The following is a 16,304-nucleotide window of genomic DNA, read 5'->3' as shown; positions in this document are numbered from 1 at the left end:
GCATGCCCGCATCCGTCCTTGGCGCTCCAGCCCTGTCGGACTGGATGAAAGTGCGGCCCGAATGGATCGACTTCAACGGCCATCTGAACATGGCCTATTACAACGTGCTGTTCGACGAGGGGATCGACAATGTCTATCGCCTGATCGGCTTTGGCACCGACTATGCGCGCACCCGGAAAATGACGACCTATGTCGCCGATTTTCACGTGCGCTATATGCGCGAACTGCACGAGGGTGACGAGGTGCGCTGCGCGTTCCTGCTGCTCGATCATGACGAGAAACGCTTTCACAGCTTTCAGCAGCTTTATCACCGCGACGGGTGGCTGGCGGCGACAGCCGAATCGCTGACGCTGCATATCGACATGACCGGCCCGCGCGTCGCGCCCATGCCCCCCGATATCGCGGCCAACGTCGCCGCGATGCAGCAAGCTCATGACCGGCTGCCACGCCCTGATGGCGTGGGCCGACCCATCGGCATCCCGGGCAAAGCCTGAGCCCCCCGTCCTGAAATCGGCCCATTCCTGCCCAGAGCTTGCCGGTTTCGTCCGGCAAAAGCAGCATGGGCCAGAACAGGCAGGCAAAGCATGACCATGAACACGCAGTTTTCAGCGGCCGCGCAAACCGGCCTGCCGGCGCTTGTCGGTCCTCTATCCAACGCGATCCGGCAGTCGCGCGTGCTGATTGTCCTGACGCTGCTCCACTTGGCGGCCGCGCTGTGCATTGCCGCGTGGTACCGGGTGCCGCTCGGGTTCGGCGTTGCGATGCATCTGTTCACGATCCTGCGCTACGTCATTCCCGCCTTCCTGATCTTCCTGATGTTCTGGCGGTTCGGCTACATGGCGCTGATCGTGCGGCCCGCGCGGCCCAGCCACTGGTTTCTGAGCGACGCAAGGACATTCTGTCTGGATCCGGAACGTCTGGCGATCGGCCTCATCGCCTTTCTGACGATCAACATGTTCCTGACGGACTATTCTTTCCTCAAGGAAATACTGCCGCATCTGAATACTTATTCATGGGATCCGGCCCTGGCACGCGCGGATCGCTGGCTGCATGGGGGCATTGATCCCTATCTGCTGCTTGGCCCGCTGCTGGATACGCCCATCGCGACGACTTGGGTGAACGCGGCCTATCATTTCTGGTTTTTCCTCTTTTATTTCGTGATGTTCATGGCCTGTTTCGATCGCGACAACCACATCCGCGGGAATACGTTCCTGATCGGATCCGTGTTGGTCTGGGCCATCGGCGGCAATCTTCTGGCGACGATCTTCGCCTCCGGCGGGCCGGTTTATTACCAGGCCCTTGGGTATGGCGACACCTTCGTGCCGCTGATGGAAAAGCTGCACCGTTTCGCGGAAATCAGCCCGATCTGGGCGCTGGACGTGCAGAACATGCTGCTGGACGGATATCTGAACGACGGCCCGGTCAAGGGGATCTCGGCCATGCCCAGCATGCACCTGGCGAGCACCGCGCTTATGGCCTGTCACGCGTTCGCATGGCGCCGTTGGGCCGGCTGGCTTATGGTGCCTTTCACACTGATCATCCTGATGGGATCGGTGCATCTTGGCTGGCATTACGCCATCGACGGCTATCTGGGCATTCTTGCCGGCGTGGCAGGCTGGTACGGTGCCCGCCCCATCGCCCGCGCCTTTCACTCGGACTGACGGTCGCGCGCTCCTCCGCCGACACGAAGGGCGAATGGCATTTCCAATTCCCGCCAGCTTGCGGTATGTCTGCGTCTGCCCCAAAACCGGACAGGTGCGATGACACATTATGAATACAAGGTGATCCCGGCCCCGTCCAAGGGCGAGAAGGCCCAAGGGATCAAGGCGCCCGAAGCGCGCTTTGCCAAGACGGTCGAAGGCGTGCTGAACGCGCAGGCCGCTGCCGGATGGGAATATCTGCGCACCGACATCCTGCCCAGCGACGAACGCGCGGGGCTGACATCGACGCAGACGGTCTATCGCACGCTGCTGGTCTTTCGGCGGGCCAAGGGTGGGCCGGATGCCGCGGGCGACGTCATCACGACCGCGCAGAACATGGCCGAGGCGGCAGCGCCCGACACACCGAAACGCCGCGAGCCGTCTTTTGCGTCGGTGCAGCCCACGCGCGGCGATCCCGCGCCGAAACCGGACGCGCCGGAGCCGCAGACGCCGGAACCAGATACACCAGAGCCGGATACACCAGAGCCCGAAAGGCCGGAGCCCGAAACAAAACCGGACACCCCCGGCCCGGACACGCCCCGCAAGGAGTGACGCGGCGCGCAACTGCAAGGGGCTAGCCGTCCACCTCGATGGCGAGGGCGTGTATCCGCGCGATCAGGTCCGGCCCGATGGCCGCGTGGATCGCCCGGTGCCGGGCCAGCCGCGACAGATGCGACAGCTCCGGCGCTTTCATGCGCACACGAAAATGCGACTGACCCCCTTCGGGATAGCCCGCATGACCGCGATGGGCCTCGCTTTCGTCAATGACTTCAAGATGCTGCGCATCAAAGCCACGCGCCAGCGCTGCGCGGATTTCTTCTGCCTTATCCATAATTTCGCCCTTCGCCCCCTTCAATTCGCGTCCAATTAGATTAGAGTATCGGCTTCGACTCGCAAAGAGGTGCAAGATGACCAAATCAGATCCTTTTGGCTTCGACATGTCCGTATCCACGGCCAAGAAGAAAAACCCGCGCGGTCGGCGCGGCATGTCCGGCGCGTCCGAGACGTCGCAGCGCCAATGCGAGCATGAGGGCTGCGAAAAGCCCGGGCTTTACCGTGCGCCCAAGGCGCCCGATGTGCTGGACGAGTATTTCTGGTTCTGCCAGGAGCATGTGCGCGAGTACAACCTCAAGTGGAATTTCTTTGACGGCACGACCGAGGCCGAGATGAATGCCCAGATGTCCAAGGACAAGGTATGGGAGCGTCAGACCAAGGCCTTTACCGATCCCGAAGCGCGCGCCTGGGCGCGGCTGGGCATCGAGGACCCGCATCAGGTTCTGGGCGGCAACGCCACGCGCAACCCCGGCAAGGACAAGCCCGGCGGCGGGCGCCGCCTGCCCCCGACCGAGCGGCAGGCCGTCGATATTCTCGAGGCCAAGGACACGATGACCAAGGCCGAGGTGCGCAAGAACTACCGCGCGCTCATCAAGGTGCTGCATCCTGACATCAACGGCGGCGACCGCAGCCAGGAAGAGCAGTTGCAACAGGTCATGTGGGCCTGGGACCAGATCAAGAACAGCCGCAACTTCAAATAGCGCCGCGCTGACGTATCGGTGATTTGCACCCGGCCGCGTCCGGGTGCATCCTGCGCCCCATGCGTTACGTCCTGATCGTCATAACCGCGCTTTTCGCCACGCTTGGCCATGCCCAGGCGATGGTGACGCATCCGGCGATTCAGGACGCGCCGGCCGCCCATCAGGCGATGATGCCCTGTTGCGAGGATGCGCAGGCGCCGCATGGCTCGGCTGCCTGCGCGGTCTACCTCCTCACCGATGCGCCCGAGACGCGCGACGTGGACACGCCCCTCCGCATGCCCTATTTCATCGCCGCCTACAGCAGCAGGCCCGGCGCAGAGCCTGCGCCGCCCACCGCCCCGCCGCGGCCCGTGTGACGTCAGATCACGTTTTCACACCCTTTCCCGAACGGAGCGATCCCATGAAATCTTCCCTGCTCATCGCCGCGCTTGCGGCCCCCTTTTTCCTGTCGGCCCCGGCGGCGGTCCATGCTGAAGGCCCGCTTGCCTCGATGATCGTCACCAAGACGCCCAATTGCGGCTGCTGCAGCGCCTGGGCCGATCTGGCCAGCAAGGACGGCTACGACGTCGAAATCATCGAGAACATGGATTATGCGGGCACCAAGCGCGCCCATGGCGTGCCGCCGGAGCTTAGCTCGTGCCATTCCACCCGCGTGGGCGATTATGTCGTCGAAGGGCATGTGCCGCTGGCGGCGGTCGAAAAGCTGTTGACCGTGAAGCCCGACATCACCGGCATCGCGGTGCCGGGCATGCCCGCCGGGTCGCCCGGCATGGGCGACGATCCGAACGCGCAATTCGATGTCATCGCGTTTGGCGGCACCGCGGGCGCGGGTCAGGTGTTCTATCGCGCCGGACAGTGACCGCCGCACGACGCGCGCAGGAAAACACCCGCCGGAGCGATCCGGCGGGCGCCATTCACAGAGTTGACCGAGCCATCAAAGCAGCTTGGCGTCCAGCGTGATATCTGCCGTCAAGAGCTTGGAGATCGGGCAGTTCTTCTTGGTCGCTTCGGCGACTTTCTGAAAGTCGTCCTCGCTGATGCCGGGAATCTTGGCCGTGACATCCAGATGCACCTTGGTCACGGCAAAGCCGCCATCGACCTCCGACAGCGTCACCTTGGCGGCGGCGTTGATCTCATCGGCTTTCAGGTCCTTCTCGCCCAGACTCAGCGACATCGCCATGGCATAGCAGCTGGCATGCGCGGCGCCGACCAGCTCTTCGGGGTTGGTGCCGGGCGTATCCTCGAACCGGGTGTTGAACCCATAGGCATTGTCCTTGAGCGCGCCGCTTTCGGTGCTCACATGACCCTTGCCGGTCTTCAGATCGCCTTTCCAGACTGCGGATCCCTTGCGTTGCATGATGGCCTCCTTGGCAAATTGCGAAACAGAAAAAGGCCGCCTTCGCGGCCACTGATGGCAAAACGCGCGGGCGGCCTCTTTGGTTGCATTCCGAATGCGGGATCAGGCGGCGGCGAATTTCAGGCTGACACCGTTCAGGCAGTGCCGCTTGCCCGTCGGCTCGGGGCCGTCGTCGAAGATATGGCCCAGATGGCTGCCGCAGCGGCTGCAGTGACATTCGGTGCGCACCGAAAAGAACGAGCGGTCCTCCTTGGTGCCGATCGCGCCGTCCTTGGCCTGCCAGAAGCTGGGCCAGCCGGTGCCGCTGTCATATTTCGTCTCGGACGAATAGAGCGGCAGATCGCAGCCGCGGCACAGATAGGTGCCGTCCGCGTAATTCTTGTCCAGCGGCGAGGATCCGGCGCGCTCGGTCGCTTCCTCGCGCATGACGGCATATTCCATCTCGCTCAGCATCTCCCGCCATTCGGCCTCGGTGCGGGTCACCTCGAAGGTGCCTTCGGCGCGCGCCGGGACGCCCATCCGCCCGAAGATCGCGGCAGAGCCCGCGGCGATTGCGGCGCCAGTAAAGAAATGTCGTCTGTCCATGATATCGCTCCTCTTGCGGTGCGCGGTGCCCGTGGCACGCGCGATTGGCTTTAATGTGAATTCCGCGGGCCCGTCCGGCAAGGGCCGGGCCCGCGATCTCACCTGATCGTGTGCAGGATTGCGCGCCTATTCCGCCGCGGGAAGGATCACGGTGTCGACGACATGGATCACGCCGTTCGACTGATCGACATCGGCGATGGTGACGTTGATCGTCTGGCCCTGCTCATCCTCCAGCATGATCGTGCCGCCGTCATAGGTCGCGTTCAGGTTGCAGCCGCCGAGCGTGGGCACGACATGCGCGCCGCCATCATCGTCGATCATGCCCATGATGGCGCCAGACATCGCATCCGCGCCGACCACGTGGCAGGTCAGGATCTGGGTCAGCTGGTCCTTATTTTCCGGCTTCAGCAGGTTCTCGACGGTGCCGTCGGGCAGTTTCGCAAACGCATCATCGGTGGGGGCGAAAACGGTGAACGGCCCCTCGCCCGACAGCGTCTCGACAAGGCCCGCGGCCTTGACGGCGGCGACCAGAGTTTCATGATCGGCCGAGTTCACGGCATTCTCGATGATGTTCTTGTCCGCATACATCGCGGCGCCGCCGACCATCGGGTTCTCGGCATGGGCGGCAGTGGCCAGAAGCGCGGCTGCGGTGGCGATCAGTGTCTTTTGAAAGGTCATGTGTCTCTCCTCGGATTGTGCAGGCGGGTTTGCCTGCAGACCCTACAAGACACGGACCATTCCCCTGCCGAGTTTCAGACGCGCGGTAAAAAAATCTGCGCGGCCCCGCTCAAACCGGCGAGATGACGCCGCTTGCCAGAACCGCGCCGGTGGGCGCGCCCGTGGGCGATCCGCCCGGCGGCTCTTCCGAGACGGCCAGAAGCCCGCCGGGCATCTGCGCGCCCAGATCGGCGCCGATGGGCACCTGCGCCGCGCCCTCCGGCGGCAACACGCCCAGCGACACCGGCGCATTGTCGCCCGCGATCAGCCACAGTTCCAGCACGCGGCCAGCCGGGGCCGTGCCTGTCTGCCGCTCGACCAGAAGCCGCCCGGCCGCCGCGTCATACCGCGCCAGCAGCACCAGCGAGCCGTCCTCGGCGGCGATCGTCGCGGCCGCCTGTTCCGGCGCGCCGCCCTGCGGATCCAGCAGGCCGGTATTGACCGCCAAGAGCAGCGCCAGCGCGGCCGCCACCGCGCCGCCCACCAGCCAGCCAAAGCCGCGCCAGCCCGCGAAGGGGCGCCGCGGCGTCGGCGCAGCGCCGAACAGATCGGCGTCGATACGCGGCTTCAGTTCGGCGGGCGGCGCCGCCTCGGGGATGTCGTCGGTCAGACGTGCCAGATCCTCGGCCCATGCCGCGTACAGCGCGCGCACATGCGGCAGCCGCTGCATGCGCGCCTCGAACAGCGCCGCATCCTCGGGCGACAGCAGGCCGAGCGCGTATTCGCCCGCAAGAACGCGGTCCGCATCCTCGTCATATGGCGGCTGGCCGGTCATCGCGTCAGACACTCCTTCAGTTGCAAGAGGCTGCGTCGCAGCCATGTGCGCATCGTGTTCAGCGGCACGTCGAACCGGGCGGCCAGATCGGCATAGGTCTCGCCCAGCAGATAGGCGCGGCGCACCGCCTCGGCGCGGTTTGCGTTCAGCTCGCCAAGGCAGGCGGCCAGATGCGCGCGCTCGCCGCCCTGCACCGCCATCGCCTCGGGACCGGGGGCCGGATCGGCCAGCGTCTCGGCCACGTCGAGGCCGGGCTGCGCCTCGCGGCGGCGGCGCAGCCGGTCGATGGCGGTATTGCGCGCGATGGTGATCAGCCATGTCATCGGGCTGAGCCCGTTGACGCGGTAGCGATCCGCATGGCGCCATATCTTGACATAGACCTCCTGCGCCACCTCCTCGGCCTCGGCCCGGTCGTCCAAGACACGCAGGCAGATGCCGAAAAGTTTCGCCGATGTGCCCGCGTAAAGATCGCCGAACGCCGAACGCTCGCCCATGGCGGTGCGGGCAATCAACTGTTCCAGATCGTCATGGGTCAAGGCGTGCTCGCAACTGTCCAGGGCCGGCCGGGTGCGGCGCTTTGTTGCACGCTACAGGAGGCACCGCGGGCAAGGCCAGCAATTCTTTCCCTTTCCCTTGCCCTTGCCAGCGATATGTTGCACCACAAGACGACCTGATTGATGCGAATTGAGGACCTCCATATGGCCGACGGCATGATTGACCCGCACGCGAAACCGACCGAAGACATCGATGTGCGCGAGGTGTTCGGCATCGAAAGCGACATGCATATCAAGGGCTTTGCCGAGCGGACCGAGCGTGTGCCCGACAATGACAGCACCTACAAGTTCGACCGCGACACGACGCTGGCGATCCTTGCGGGCTTTGCCCACAACCGCCGCGTGATGATCCAGGGCTATCACGGCACCGGCAAGTCGACCCATATCGAGCAGGTGGCAAGCCGCCTCAACTGGCCCTGCGTGCGCGTCAACCTTGACAGTCACATCAGCCGGATCGACCTGATCGGCAAGGATGCGATCAAGTTGAAGGACGGCGTGCAGGTCACTGAATTTCATGAAGGAATCCTGCCCTGGGCCCTGCGCAATCCCACCGCGATCGTGTTTGACGAATATGACGCGGGCCGCGCCGACGTGATGTTCGTGATCCAGCGGGTGCTGGAGGCGGACGGCAAGCTGACGCTGCTGGACCAGAACCAGGTGATCACGCCGAACCCCTATTTCCGCCTCTTTGCGACCGCCAACACCGTCGGCCTTGGCGACACGACCGGGCTTTATCATGGCACGCAGCAGATCAACCAGGGCCAGATGGACCGCTGGAGCCTTGTCGCGACGCTCAACTATCTCAGCCATGACGCCGAGGTGGCGATCGTGCTGTCCAAGAACCCCACCTACAACACCGCCAAAGGCCGCAAGACCATCAGCCAGATGGTGACCGTCGCCGACCTGTCGCGCACGGCCTTCATGAATGGTGAGCTCAGCACCGTGATGTCGCCGCGGACCGTCATCGCATGGGCGCAAAACGCCAGCATATTCCGCGACGTCGGCTATGCCTTCCGCCTGACCTTCCTGAACAAATGCGACGAGCTGGAGCGCCAGACGGTCGCCGAATTCTATCAGCGCTGCTTTGACGAGGAACTGCCGGAGAGCGCGGCGAGCGTGAGCATGGCGTGATCGCCCTGCCGCGCCGGACCTCTGCCCGGCGCGGCGACATAAACGCTCAAAGGCCCAGCCGCGTTGGAGCAAGCACATGAAAAAACCCACCGACAATCCCGCCGATCCGTTCAAGAAGGCCCTCGCCGAGGCGACCAAGGTCCTGTCGGGCGACCGGGATCTGAATGTCAGCTACTCGGTCGATCCCTCGGGCGTGTCGGGCGAGTCCATGCGCCTGCCCCAGATCAGCCGCCGCATGACCCGCGACGAGGTGCTGCACGCGCGCGGCACCGCCGATGCGCTGGCGATGCGGCACAAGTATCACGACAACAAGACCCACGCGAAATACGTCCCCCCCGGCGCCATGGCCCGCGACATCTACGAGGCGATGGAGACGGCGCGTTGCGAGGCGGTGGGCGCGCGCGCGATGCCCGGCACGGCCAGCAATATCGACGCCAAGATCGCCGCCGAGGCCGCGCGTCTGGGCTATGCGCAGATCACCGATCCGGCCGATGCACCGCTTCACGCGGCCGCCGGTTATCTTGTCCGCCATCTTGCCACCGGCCGCCCCCTGCCCGAAGGCGCGCAGAACGTCATGGAGCTTTGGCGCGGCTTCATCGAGGGCGAGGCCGGCGAGACGCTGGAAAACCTGCAGGAGACGCTGGCCGACCAATCCGCCTTTGCCAAATTCGCGCGCAAGGTGATCGAGGATCTGGGATATGGCGATCAGCTGGGCGATGATCCGGACGCCGAGGATGACGAGCAGGACGATCAGGCCGAGGAGGAAACCGGCGAGGAAGAGCCCGACAGCGCCGGCCAGGATCAGGACGATACCGACGACGCCGAGGCCGACGCCGAGCAAAGCCAGGAGGACCAACAGGACGCGTCCCAGGCGCAGGTCAGCATGGACGACATGGCCGATCAGGAGGCCGGCGAAGAGGCCGACCTGCCCGAAGGCGACGCCCCGATGGAGCCGCCCGCGCCCCAGCCCATCTCGGATGCGGACCCGAACTATCAGGTCTATACCACTGAATTCGATGAGGAAATCCACGCCGAGGATCTGGCCGAACCGGTCGAGCTGGAGCGCCTGCGCGCCTATCTCGACCAGCAGCTTGAGCCGCTGAAGGGCGCCGTCAGCCGCCTTGCCAACAAGCTGCAGCGCCGCCTGCAGGCGCAGCAGAGCCGCAGCTGGGAATTCGACCGCGAGGAAGGCATCCTGGATGCCGGCCGCCTTGCCCGCATCGTGGCCAGCCCGACGACGCCGCTCAGCTTCAAGGTCGAGAAGGATACCGAGTTTCGCGACACGGTCGTGACGCTGCTGCTGGACAATTCCGGCTCCATGCGCGGCCGCCCGATCAGCATCGCTGCGATCTGCGCCGATGTCCTCGCGCGCACGCTGGAGCGTTGCAACGTCAAGGTCGAAATCCTCGGCTTCACCACCCGCGCCTGGAAGGGCGGCCAGAGCCGCGAGGCGTGGCTGGGCGAAGGGCGCCCGCAACTGCCCGGGCGGCTCAATGACCTGCGCCACATCATCTACAAATCCGCCGACTCGCCGATGCGGCGCACGCGCCAGAACCTCGGCCTGATGATGAAGGAAGGGCTGCTCAAGGAGAATATCGACGGCGAGGCGCTGGAATGGGCGCATCGGCGGATGATGTCGCGGCGCGAGGCGCGCAAGATCCTGATGGTGATCTCCGATGGCGCCCCCGTCGATGACAGCACGCTCAGCGTCAATCCCGCCAACTATCTTGAAAAGCACCTGCGCGACGTGATCGGCATGGTCGAGAAACGCAAGGCGGTCGAGCTTCTGGCGATCGGCATAGGCCATGACGTCACGCGCTATTACGACCGCGCGGTGACGATCACGGATGTCGATCAGCTGGCCGGCGCGATGACCGAGCAGCTGGCCGCGCTCTTCGACAAGGATCCGCGCGCGCGCGCCCGCGTGATGGGCATACGAAAGGTTTCCTGATGTTTCAAACGTTCTCCGAAAAGGCGCGCCCCGAACAGGGTCCGCCCCGCCTCGCCGATTTGCGCGCCGAAATGACGGGCGCCGATCTGGACGGCTGGCTGGTACCCCGCGCGGACGTGCATCAGGGCGAATACGTGGCGCCGGGCGACGAGCGGCTGGCATGGCTCACCGGCTTCACCGGCTCGGCGGGCTTTGCCGCCATCACCGCGGGCCGGGCGGGCGTTTTCGTCGATGGCCGCTATCGCAGCCAGATCCGCGTGCAGACCGACGCGGAGGCGTTTCAGCCCGTTGACTGGCCCGAAACCAAGCTGGCGGATTGGCTGAAGGAGGCGCTGCCGGGCGGCGGCAGGCTGGGCTTTGATCCTTGGCTGCACACGCACAAGGAGATCGCCGATCTGGCCGAGGCGCTGGAGGGCTCGAACATCGCGCCCGTGGCCCATGACAACCTGATCGACGCCATCTGGCAGGATCGCCCTGCCCCGCCGAGCGGCGCGATCACCGCCTATCCCGACGATCTGGCCGGCAAGACCAGCGCCGAAAAACGCGTCGAACTGGCCGAAACCCTGCGCAAGGCAGGCCACCGCGCCGCCATCCTGACGCTGCCCGACAGCATCGCGTGGCTGCTGAACATCCGCGGCTCGGACATCCCGCGCAACCCGATCCCGCAAGCCTTTGCCGTGCTGCATGACGATGCGCGGGTCGAGCTTTACACGCATCCCGCCAAGCTGGACGATCTGCCGCCGAACTGCACCGAGGACGGCGTCAGCGCGCATCCCGATACCGGCTTTGTCGCCGCGCTCACGATCCTGCTCAGCCCCGTGCGCGTCGATCCGGCGAGCGTTCCGGTGGCCATCGTCACCGTGCTGGAAGAGGCGGGCATCACCCCCGCCTTCGCCGCCGATCCCTGCATCCTGCCCAAGGCCTGCAAGACGAAGGGCGAGATCGCAGCCACGCGCGAGGCGCATCTGCGCGACGGCGCGGCGCTTTGCGAATTCCTGACGTGGTATGACCAGCAAGCTCCCGGCACGATCACCGAGATCGACGTGGTGAAACGGCTGGAACAGGCGCGCCGCGACACCGGCAAGCTGCTGGATATCAGCTTTGAGACCATCGCGGGCGCCGGCCCCCACGGCGCGCTGCCGCATTACCGCGTGTCCGAGACGTCGAACCGCACGCTGACCGATGGCGATCTGCTGGTGCTGGACGGCGGCGGGCAATATCTGGACGGCACGACCGACATCACCCGCACGCTGCCCATGGGCGCGGTTGGCGAGGATGAGCGCGCGGCCTTCACCCGCGTGCTGCAAGGCATGATCGCCATCAGCCGCCTGCGTTTTCCCAAGGGCATTGCGGGCCGCGACATCGACGCCATCGCGCGCTATCCGCTGTGGCTGGCCGATCAGGACTATGCCCATGGTACCGGCCACGGCGTCGGCGTCTACATGTGCGTGCATGAGGGCCCGCAGCGCATCAGCCGCGCCAGCGAGGTGACGCTCGCCCCCGGCATGATCCTGTCGAACGAGCCCGGCTATTACCGTGAGGGGCATTTCGGCATCCGCATCGAGAACCTGATCGTCGTGCAAAAGGCCGACGGCGCCGAGGACAAGCTCAGTTTCGAGACGCTGAATTTCGTGCCCATCGACAGGCGCCTGATCGACAAGACGATGATGAGCAGGGCCGAAATCGACTGGCTCAACGGCTATCACGCCGCCTGCCGCGAAAAGGTCACGCCGCGCCTTGGCCCGGACGCGGCCGCCTGGCTCGCGCAGGCGACCGAGCCGCTGTAAGCCGGGCGCGACATCGCGCTGGTAAAAACTCCGAAAACGCGCCATTCTGGCCGCCACGATCAACGAAAGGCACCCCTATGACCGATATCACCATCAGCGAGGCCGCCGGAACATGGACCGTCCGTGCCGGCGGCGCCGTCATCGGCGAAAGCCGCAACGCACTGGAGCTGGCCGAAGAGGGCCGCGCGCCAGTGATCTATTTCCCCCGCGCCGATATCGCGATGGCCTTTCTCGATCCCAGCGCGCACAGCACCGTCTGCCCGGCCAAGGGCACGGCCAGCTATTTTTCGATCGTCACCAAAAGCCGCACGATCGAAAACGCTGCATGGTGCTATGAGGCACCCAATCCGGAGGTGGATCGCATCAAGGGCCATCTTGCCTTTCACACCGGCGATCTGATCGCGGTCGAGCGGGTCTGACACCGCCGGGATCTGGCGCTCGGCGCGCCTTCTTCTTGCGTCAAATATCCTGGGGGAGGCGCCCGCAGGGCGGCGGGGGCGACGCCCCCAACTGCGGCTGCGCCAATGCGCCCTACCCGTGTTCCTCGCGCGACAACGTCGCCAGCGCGAGGTTATAGGCTTTCAGCGCGTCGACGTGATACAGCACGCCCTTATAGACGGGCTGCGCGTCGCCGGTTCCTTGGGCGATGACCGGGATGTAGTTCACTGCATGCGCCTCGAACAGCGGCATCGCGGTCTCCAGCGTGGATCCGATATCGCTGTAGATCCCCTTGTCGATCATCGCGCGGCAGACATCCTCATCCGGCGCGCTGTCGTCACTCGCGGGCCGGATCAGGCCGGCCACGCCCGTCATCGACAGCAGATAGGCCTGCGGCCCCTCGGCCAGGTGGATGCCGCGGCGCTTGAGCTGCGTCAGGAAGAACGAGCGTGTCACCAACCGCGCGCCCAGCGCCGTCGAGGTCGAGACCGCGACCATCACCGCGATCCCGATCTGCCAGTCGCCGGTCAGCTCGAACACGATCAGCGTGGTCGAGATCGGCGCGCCCAGCACCGCCGCCGCGACGGCGCCCATGCCGGCCAGCGCATAGATCGTGTGCGCGCCGGACACGTTGGGAAATATCGACGTCGCGATCAGCCCGAAGGCCAGCCCCGTCAGCGCCCCCAGCATCAGCGACGGCGAGAAGATGCCGCCCCCCATCCGCCCGCCCAGCGTGATCGCCACGGCGGCCACCTTCAGCACGGCAAAAACGATCGCCTCGTTCAGCAGCAGATGGCCTGACAGGGCCGCCGCCGTCGTCTCGTATCCGACGCCGATGATATGGGGAAACGCGATCGCCATGCCGCCCAGCATCGCGCCCGCGATGGCCGGGCGCAGCCAGCCGGGAACATGCAGACGGCGGCACAGATCGTCGCCCATATCCTCGGCAAAGAACACCGCGCGGATCAGCACCGCCGCGACCACGCCGCAGATCAGCCCGAGGATCAGGAAGGCGGGCAGTTCCACGTAGAATTCCAGTGTCGATGCGACCGGCAGGGTGAATTCGGTGATATCGCCGAACTCCAGCCGGTTGATCACGGTCCCCGCGACGCTGGCAATGGCAATGGGCGCGAAGGCCTGTATGGCAAAGTGGCGCAGCACCACCTCCAGCGCGAAAAGCGCCCCGGCGATGGGCGCGTTGAACGATGCCGACACCCCCGCCGCGACCGCGCAGCCGAGCAGGACACGCCCGTTCACGCCGCTCGCATTGATGCGCTCGCTTACCCATGTGGAGATGATGCCGGCAAGGTGCACCACCGGCCCCTCGCGGCCCGAAGAACCGCCCGTTCCAAGCGTGATCAGCGACGCCGCCGCCGAGGCAAGACCGGCCCGCCGCTCGACCCGGCCATTGTCCAGGGCGGCGCCGCTGATGACATCGGCCACCGCGCGCACCCGCCCGTCCGGTGTGAACCGGTTGAGGATGATGCCCACCGCCAGACCGCCGACAATGGGGATCACCAGAATCCAGTACCACGGCAGCGCCTCGGCAAAGGTGTTCAGGTTCCGCGGATCGCCCACGCCATACAGAGAGACCTGCAGCCAGTCGATTCCCTTGCGGAACACGAGCGCCGCAAAGCCCGCCACGATCCCGATGAAAAGCGCGATCAGCCAGAACTGGAACTGGCTGGGTCCGCGCGTCAGCAGGATATGCCACGCATGACGCGCCGCGCGGCGCATGTCAGCGAGCGTGCGCGCGGCGAAGGAAGGGTCAGACGTGCTCATGTCTCATGTCGGGTCTCGAAAAAATGGGGCGCGCACATCGCGGCCAGCCGACCCTAACGCAGATCGCCGCGGACCGTAACACCCTTTGCCACACCCATTTCGGCGTCTTGCGGCGATGAAATCGCGAGGGGCGAAGCAGCAATGGCTTCTGCCAATGTGGCGAGGATCGGGCGCGAATGATCGTCGCAGATCTGCCACCGCGGCGAAAACGCTTGCCCTGCCGTGCGGGGCCGTTAAACGTAGCGCCATGCTGTCGCGTATCCTGAACCTCTTCAAGGGCGATCCCTCTGAGCCGCTGCCGGACCCGGACGCGCGTCTGGCGCTGGGTGCGCTGATGGTGCGCGTGGCCAAGGCCGACGAGCGGTACGAGGTCGAGGAAATCAGCCGCATCGACCTTTTGCTGGCGCGCATGAACGGGCTGGGCCCGATCGACGCCGCCAAGATGCGCGCGACCTGCGAGAAGATCGAGGCAGAGGCGCCGACGACGCGCAAATTCGCCACCCTCATTCGCGAGACCGTCAGCTTCGAGGCGCGAATCGAGGCGCATGAGGCGCTGTGGCAGGTGATGCTGGCCGATGGCAGACCCAGCGACTCGGAAATGGCCATTGTCGTGCAGGTGCGCGAGGCGCTTGGCCTGACCAAGGCCGATTGCGACGCCGCCCAGACCCGCGCCGCGCCGCTCTGACGGCAAATGATAAGGCAAACGCATTAGTGTTTTGACCTTCGCGCCCGGCGCGATATATCCGTCTCCATGATAGCAGACATCTTCAAGCGCCTCACCGGGTCCGATGCCGAGCCCCTGACCGAAACCGACGCGCGCCTTGCGCTGTCCGCCCTTCTGGTGCGCGCCGCGTGCACCGATGGCGACTATGCCCCGGCCGAGATCAAGCGGATCGACCGCATCCTGTCCACCCGCTATGGCCTTGATGCCGCCGCGGCGTCCGATCTGCGCCGCGAGGGCGAGCAGGCCGAGGCGCAGGCGCCCGACACCGTCCGTTTCACCCGCGCGATCAAGGATGCGGTGCCCTACGAGGACCGCACGAAGGTGGTCGAGGCGCTGTGGCAGGTCGTTCTGGCAGATGGCGAGCGGGCCGATCCGGAAAATGCCCTGCTGCGCATGACCGCCAGCCTTCTGGGCGTGAACGACGTGGACAGCGCCGCCGCCCGCCAGCGCGTCGAGGCGTCGCAAAAATAGGCGCCGCCCGTGATCGCCAGCCTGCCGATGTATGACCGCGCCGAAACGGCGCCCGCCCTTGACCGGCTCTGGCACGAGATACGCGGCCGCCTGTCCTGCGCGGCGCCCGCGGCGCTGACACGCGGCGGCGATCTGTGGCAGCACTGGCAAGATCCCGCGCTGATCCTGTCGCAGACCTGCGGCTATCCCTATCGCACACGGCTGCACGCCGAGGTCCAGCTGATCGGCGCCCCCGACTGCGATCTGCCCGGCTGCCCGCCCGGCCATTACAACAGCGTTTTCGTGACCCGCAGCGACGACACCCGCACGCAGCCGGCCCAGTTCGCGGACGCCATTCTGGCGTATAACGAGGCGCTGTCGCAATCGGGCTGGGCCGCGCCGCAGACCCACGCGGCCGCGCATGGCTTTGCCTTCAGCCGGACGCTGGCGACGGGCGGGCACCGGGCCTCGACCCTTGCCGTGGCCGAAGGGCGCGCCGATATCGCGGCGGTCGACGCGGTGACTTGGCGATTGATCCAGCGGCACGATCCCCATGCCGCGCGCCTGCGCGAGATCGGACGCACCGCGCCCACCACCCCCGCGCTGCCCTTCATCACGGGCCGCGGGCAGGACGCACCACGCATCCGCAAGGCGCTGGCAGATGCGATTGCCGCCCTTGCGCCCGCCGAACGCGATGCGCTGTCGCTCTACGGTGTCGTGCAGATTGCAAAGGCCGAATATCGCGCCGTGCCGAACCCGCCGCCCCCTCGGGACGCGGCGCGCCACTGAGTCGCATCCCGCATTGACCATTGCATAAC

20 protein-coding genes are annotated in these 16,304 nt (G+C 65.8%); 13 read left to right on the top strand and 7 right to left on the bottom strand.

The window, feature by feature from the left end; all coding sequences use genetic code 11:
* Positions 1 to 2: 2 nt before the first annotated feature.
* The 3 genes from DC366_RS06150 (at position 3) to DC366_RS19830 (ending at position 2,252) form a co-directional block, all read left to right on the top strand.
* Positions 3 to 494, top strand: coding sequence for a thioesterase family protein (locus tag DC366_RS06150; protein ID WP_108691290.1), 492 nt, complete (start codon positions 3 to 5; stop codon positions 492 to 494).
* Between the two features lie 90 nt (positions 495 to 584).
* Positions 585 to 1,661 (top strand): phosphatase PAP2 family protein, encoded by a 1,077-nt coding sequence (locus DC366_RS06145; protein ID WP_108691289.1) that lies wholly within the window; start codon positions 585 to 587, stop codon positions 1,659 to 1,661.
* Positions 1,662 to 1,760: 99 nt separating this feature from the next.
* Positions 1,761 to 2,252, top strand: a complete 492-nt coding sequence (locus tag DC366_RS19830) for a DUF4177 domain-containing protein (RefSeq protein WP_165802854.1) — start codon at positions 1,761 to 1,763, stop codon at positions 2,250 to 2,252.
* A gap of 22 nt (positions 2,253 to 2,274) precedes the next feature.
* On the opposite strand, the gene DC366_RS06135 is transcribed toward DC366_RS19830, so the two are convergent.
* Complete coding sequence (locus tag DC366_RS06135; RefSeq protein WP_108691288.1) at positions 2,275 to 2,532, bottom strand: BolA family protein; 258 nt, start codon at positions 2,530 to 2,532, stop codon at positions 2,275 to 2,277.
* A gap of 76 nt (positions 2,533 to 2,608) precedes the next feature.
* On the opposite strand from DC366_RS06135, the gene DC366_RS06130 reads away from it, so the two are divergent.
* From DC366_RS06130 to DC366_RS06120, 3 genes are read left to right on the top strand one after another with little or no spacing between them, the layout of a single operon-like run.
* Positions 2,609 to 3,235 (top strand): J domain-containing protein, encoded by a 627-nt coding sequence (locus tag DC366_RS06130; protein WP_108691287.1) that lies wholly within the window; start codon positions 2,609 to 2,611, stop codon positions 3,233 to 3,235.
* Positions 3,236 to 3,294: 59 nt separating this feature from the next.
* Positions 3,295 to 3,591: a hypothetical protein gene (locus tag DC366_RS06125; protein WP_108691286.1), complete on the top strand. Its 297-nt coding sequence runs from the start codon at positions 3,295 to 3,297 to the stop codon at positions 3,589 to 3,591.
* Positions 3,592 to 3,635: 44 nt separating this feature from the next.
* On the top strand, positions 3,636 to 4,094 hold the full coding sequence (locus tag DC366_RS06120) for a DUF411 domain-containing protein (protein WP_108691285.1): 459 nt from the start codon (positions 3,636 to 3,638) through the stop codon (positions 4,092 to 4,094).
* A 75-nt stretch (positions 4,095 to 4,169) separates the two neighbouring features.
* Here the strand turns inward: DC366_RS06120 and DC366_RS06115 are convergent, their stop codons facing one another.
* From DC366_RS06115 to DC366_RS06095, 5 genes are all read right to left on the bottom strand, one after another.
* A complete protein-coding gene (locus DC366_RS06115; RefSeq protein ID WP_108691284.1) occupies positions 4,170 to 4,592 on the bottom strand; it encodes an OsmC family protein in 423 nt (140 codons plus the stop codon).
* Between the two features lie 102 nt (positions 4,593 to 4,694).
* Positions 4,695 to 5,177, bottom strand: coding sequence for a peptide-methionine (R)-S-oxide reductase MsrB (gene msrB, locus DC366_RS06110; RefSeq protein WP_108691384.1), 483 nt, complete (start codon positions 5,175 to 5,177; stop codon positions 4,695 to 4,697).
* 126 nt (positions 5,178 to 5,303) lie between these two features.
* Complete coding sequence (locus tag DC366_RS06105) at positions 5,304 to 5,855, bottom strand: fasciclin domain-containing protein (RefSeq protein ID WP_108691283.1); 552 nt, start codon at positions 5,853 to 5,855, stop codon at positions 5,304 to 5,306.
* 109 nt (positions 5,856 to 5,964) lie between these two features.
* Positions 5,965 to 6,669, bottom strand: coding sequence for an anti-sigma factor (locus DC366_RS06100; protein WP_108691282.1), 705 nt, complete (start codon positions 6,667 to 6,669; stop codon positions 5,965 to 5,967).
* Entirely contained in the window at positions 6,666 to 7,163 is a 498-nt protein-coding gene (locus tag DC366_RS06095) for a sigma-70 family RNA polymerase sigma factor (protein ID WP_207768667.1), read from the bottom strand. Before DC366_RS06095 ends, DC366_RS06100 begins: the two co-directional genes overlap by 4 nt.
* Positions 7,164 to 7,367: 204 nt before the next feature.
* Between DC366_RS06095 and cobS the strand changes: the two genes are divergently transcribed.
* From cobS to DC366_RS06075, 4 genes are all read left to right on the top strand, one after another.
* The gene (cobS, locus tag DC366_RS06090) at positions 7,368 to 8,354 is read left to right on the top strand and encodes a cobaltochelatase subunit CobS (RefSeq protein WP_108691280.1); all 987 of its coding nucleotides are present in this window, start codon (positions 7,368 to 7,370) and stop codon (positions 8,352 to 8,354) included.
* 76 nt (positions 8,355 to 8,430) lie between these two features.
* The gene (gene cobT, locus DC366_RS06085) at positions 8,431 to 10,305 is read left to right on the top strand and encodes a cobaltochelatase subunit CobT (protein ID WP_108691279.1); all 1,875 of its coding nucleotides are present in this window, start codon (positions 8,431 to 8,433) and stop codon (positions 10,303 to 10,305) included.
* Positions 10,305 to 12,092, top strand: a complete 1,788-nt coding sequence (locus DC366_RS06080) for an aminopeptidase P family protein (RefSeq protein WP_108691278.1) — start codon at positions 10,305 to 10,307, stop codon at positions 12,090 to 12,092. The genes cobT and DC366_RS06080 overlap by 1 nt, the downstream gene beginning before the upstream one ends.
* A gap of 77 nt (positions 12,093 to 12,169) precedes the next feature.
* Positions 12,170 to 12,511, top strand: coding sequence for a DUF427 domain-containing protein (locus DC366_RS06075; protein WP_108691277.1), 342 nt, complete (start codon positions 12,170 to 12,172; stop codon positions 12,509 to 12,511).
* Positions 12,512 to 12,623: 112 nt separating this feature from the next.
* On the opposite strand, the gene DC366_RS06070 is transcribed toward DC366_RS06075, so the two are convergent.
* Positions 12,624 to 14,267, bottom strand: a complete 1,644-nt coding sequence (locus DC366_RS06070; protein ID WP_243405052.1) for a chloride channel protein — start codon at positions 14,265 to 14,267, stop codon at positions 12,624 to 12,626.
* A gap of 292 nt (positions 14,268 to 14,559) precedes the next feature.
* On the opposite strand from DC366_RS06070, the gene DC366_RS06065 reads away from it, so the two are divergent.
* The 3 genes from DC366_RS06065 to DC366_RS06055 all read left to right on the top strand — a co-directional run bounded on the left by DC366_RS06065 (position 14,560) and on the right by DC366_RS06055 (position 16,275).
* Positions 14,560 to 14,997, top strand: coding sequence for a tellurite resistance TerB family protein (locus tag DC366_RS06065; protein ID WP_108691275.1), 438 nt, complete (start codon positions 14,560 to 14,562; stop codon positions 14,995 to 14,997).
* A 66-nt stretch (positions 14,998 to 15,063) separates the two neighbouring features.
* Positions 15,064 to 15,507: a tellurite resistance TerB family protein gene (locus tag DC366_RS06060; protein WP_108691274.1), complete on the top strand. Its 444-nt coding sequence runs from the start codon at positions 15,064 to 15,066 to the stop codon at positions 15,505 to 15,507.
* 9 nt (positions 15,508 to 15,516) lie between these two features.
* Positions 15,517 to 16,275 (top strand): phosphate/phosphite/phosphonate ABC transporter substrate-binding protein, encoded by a 759-nt coding sequence (locus DC366_RS06055; protein ID WP_108691273.1) that lies wholly within the window; start codon positions 15,517 to 15,519, stop codon positions 16,273 to 16,275.
* The last annotated feature ends 29 nt before the right edge of the window (positions 16,276 to 16,304 follow it).

It is taken from the genome of Pelagivirga sediminicola, assembly GCF_003072125.1.
GTDB lineage: Bacteria > Pseudomonadota > Alphaproteobacteria > Rhodobacterales > Rhodobacteraceae > Roseovarius > Roseovarius sediminicola.
This window is presented reverse-complemented; position numbering and strand designations above follow the sequence as displayed.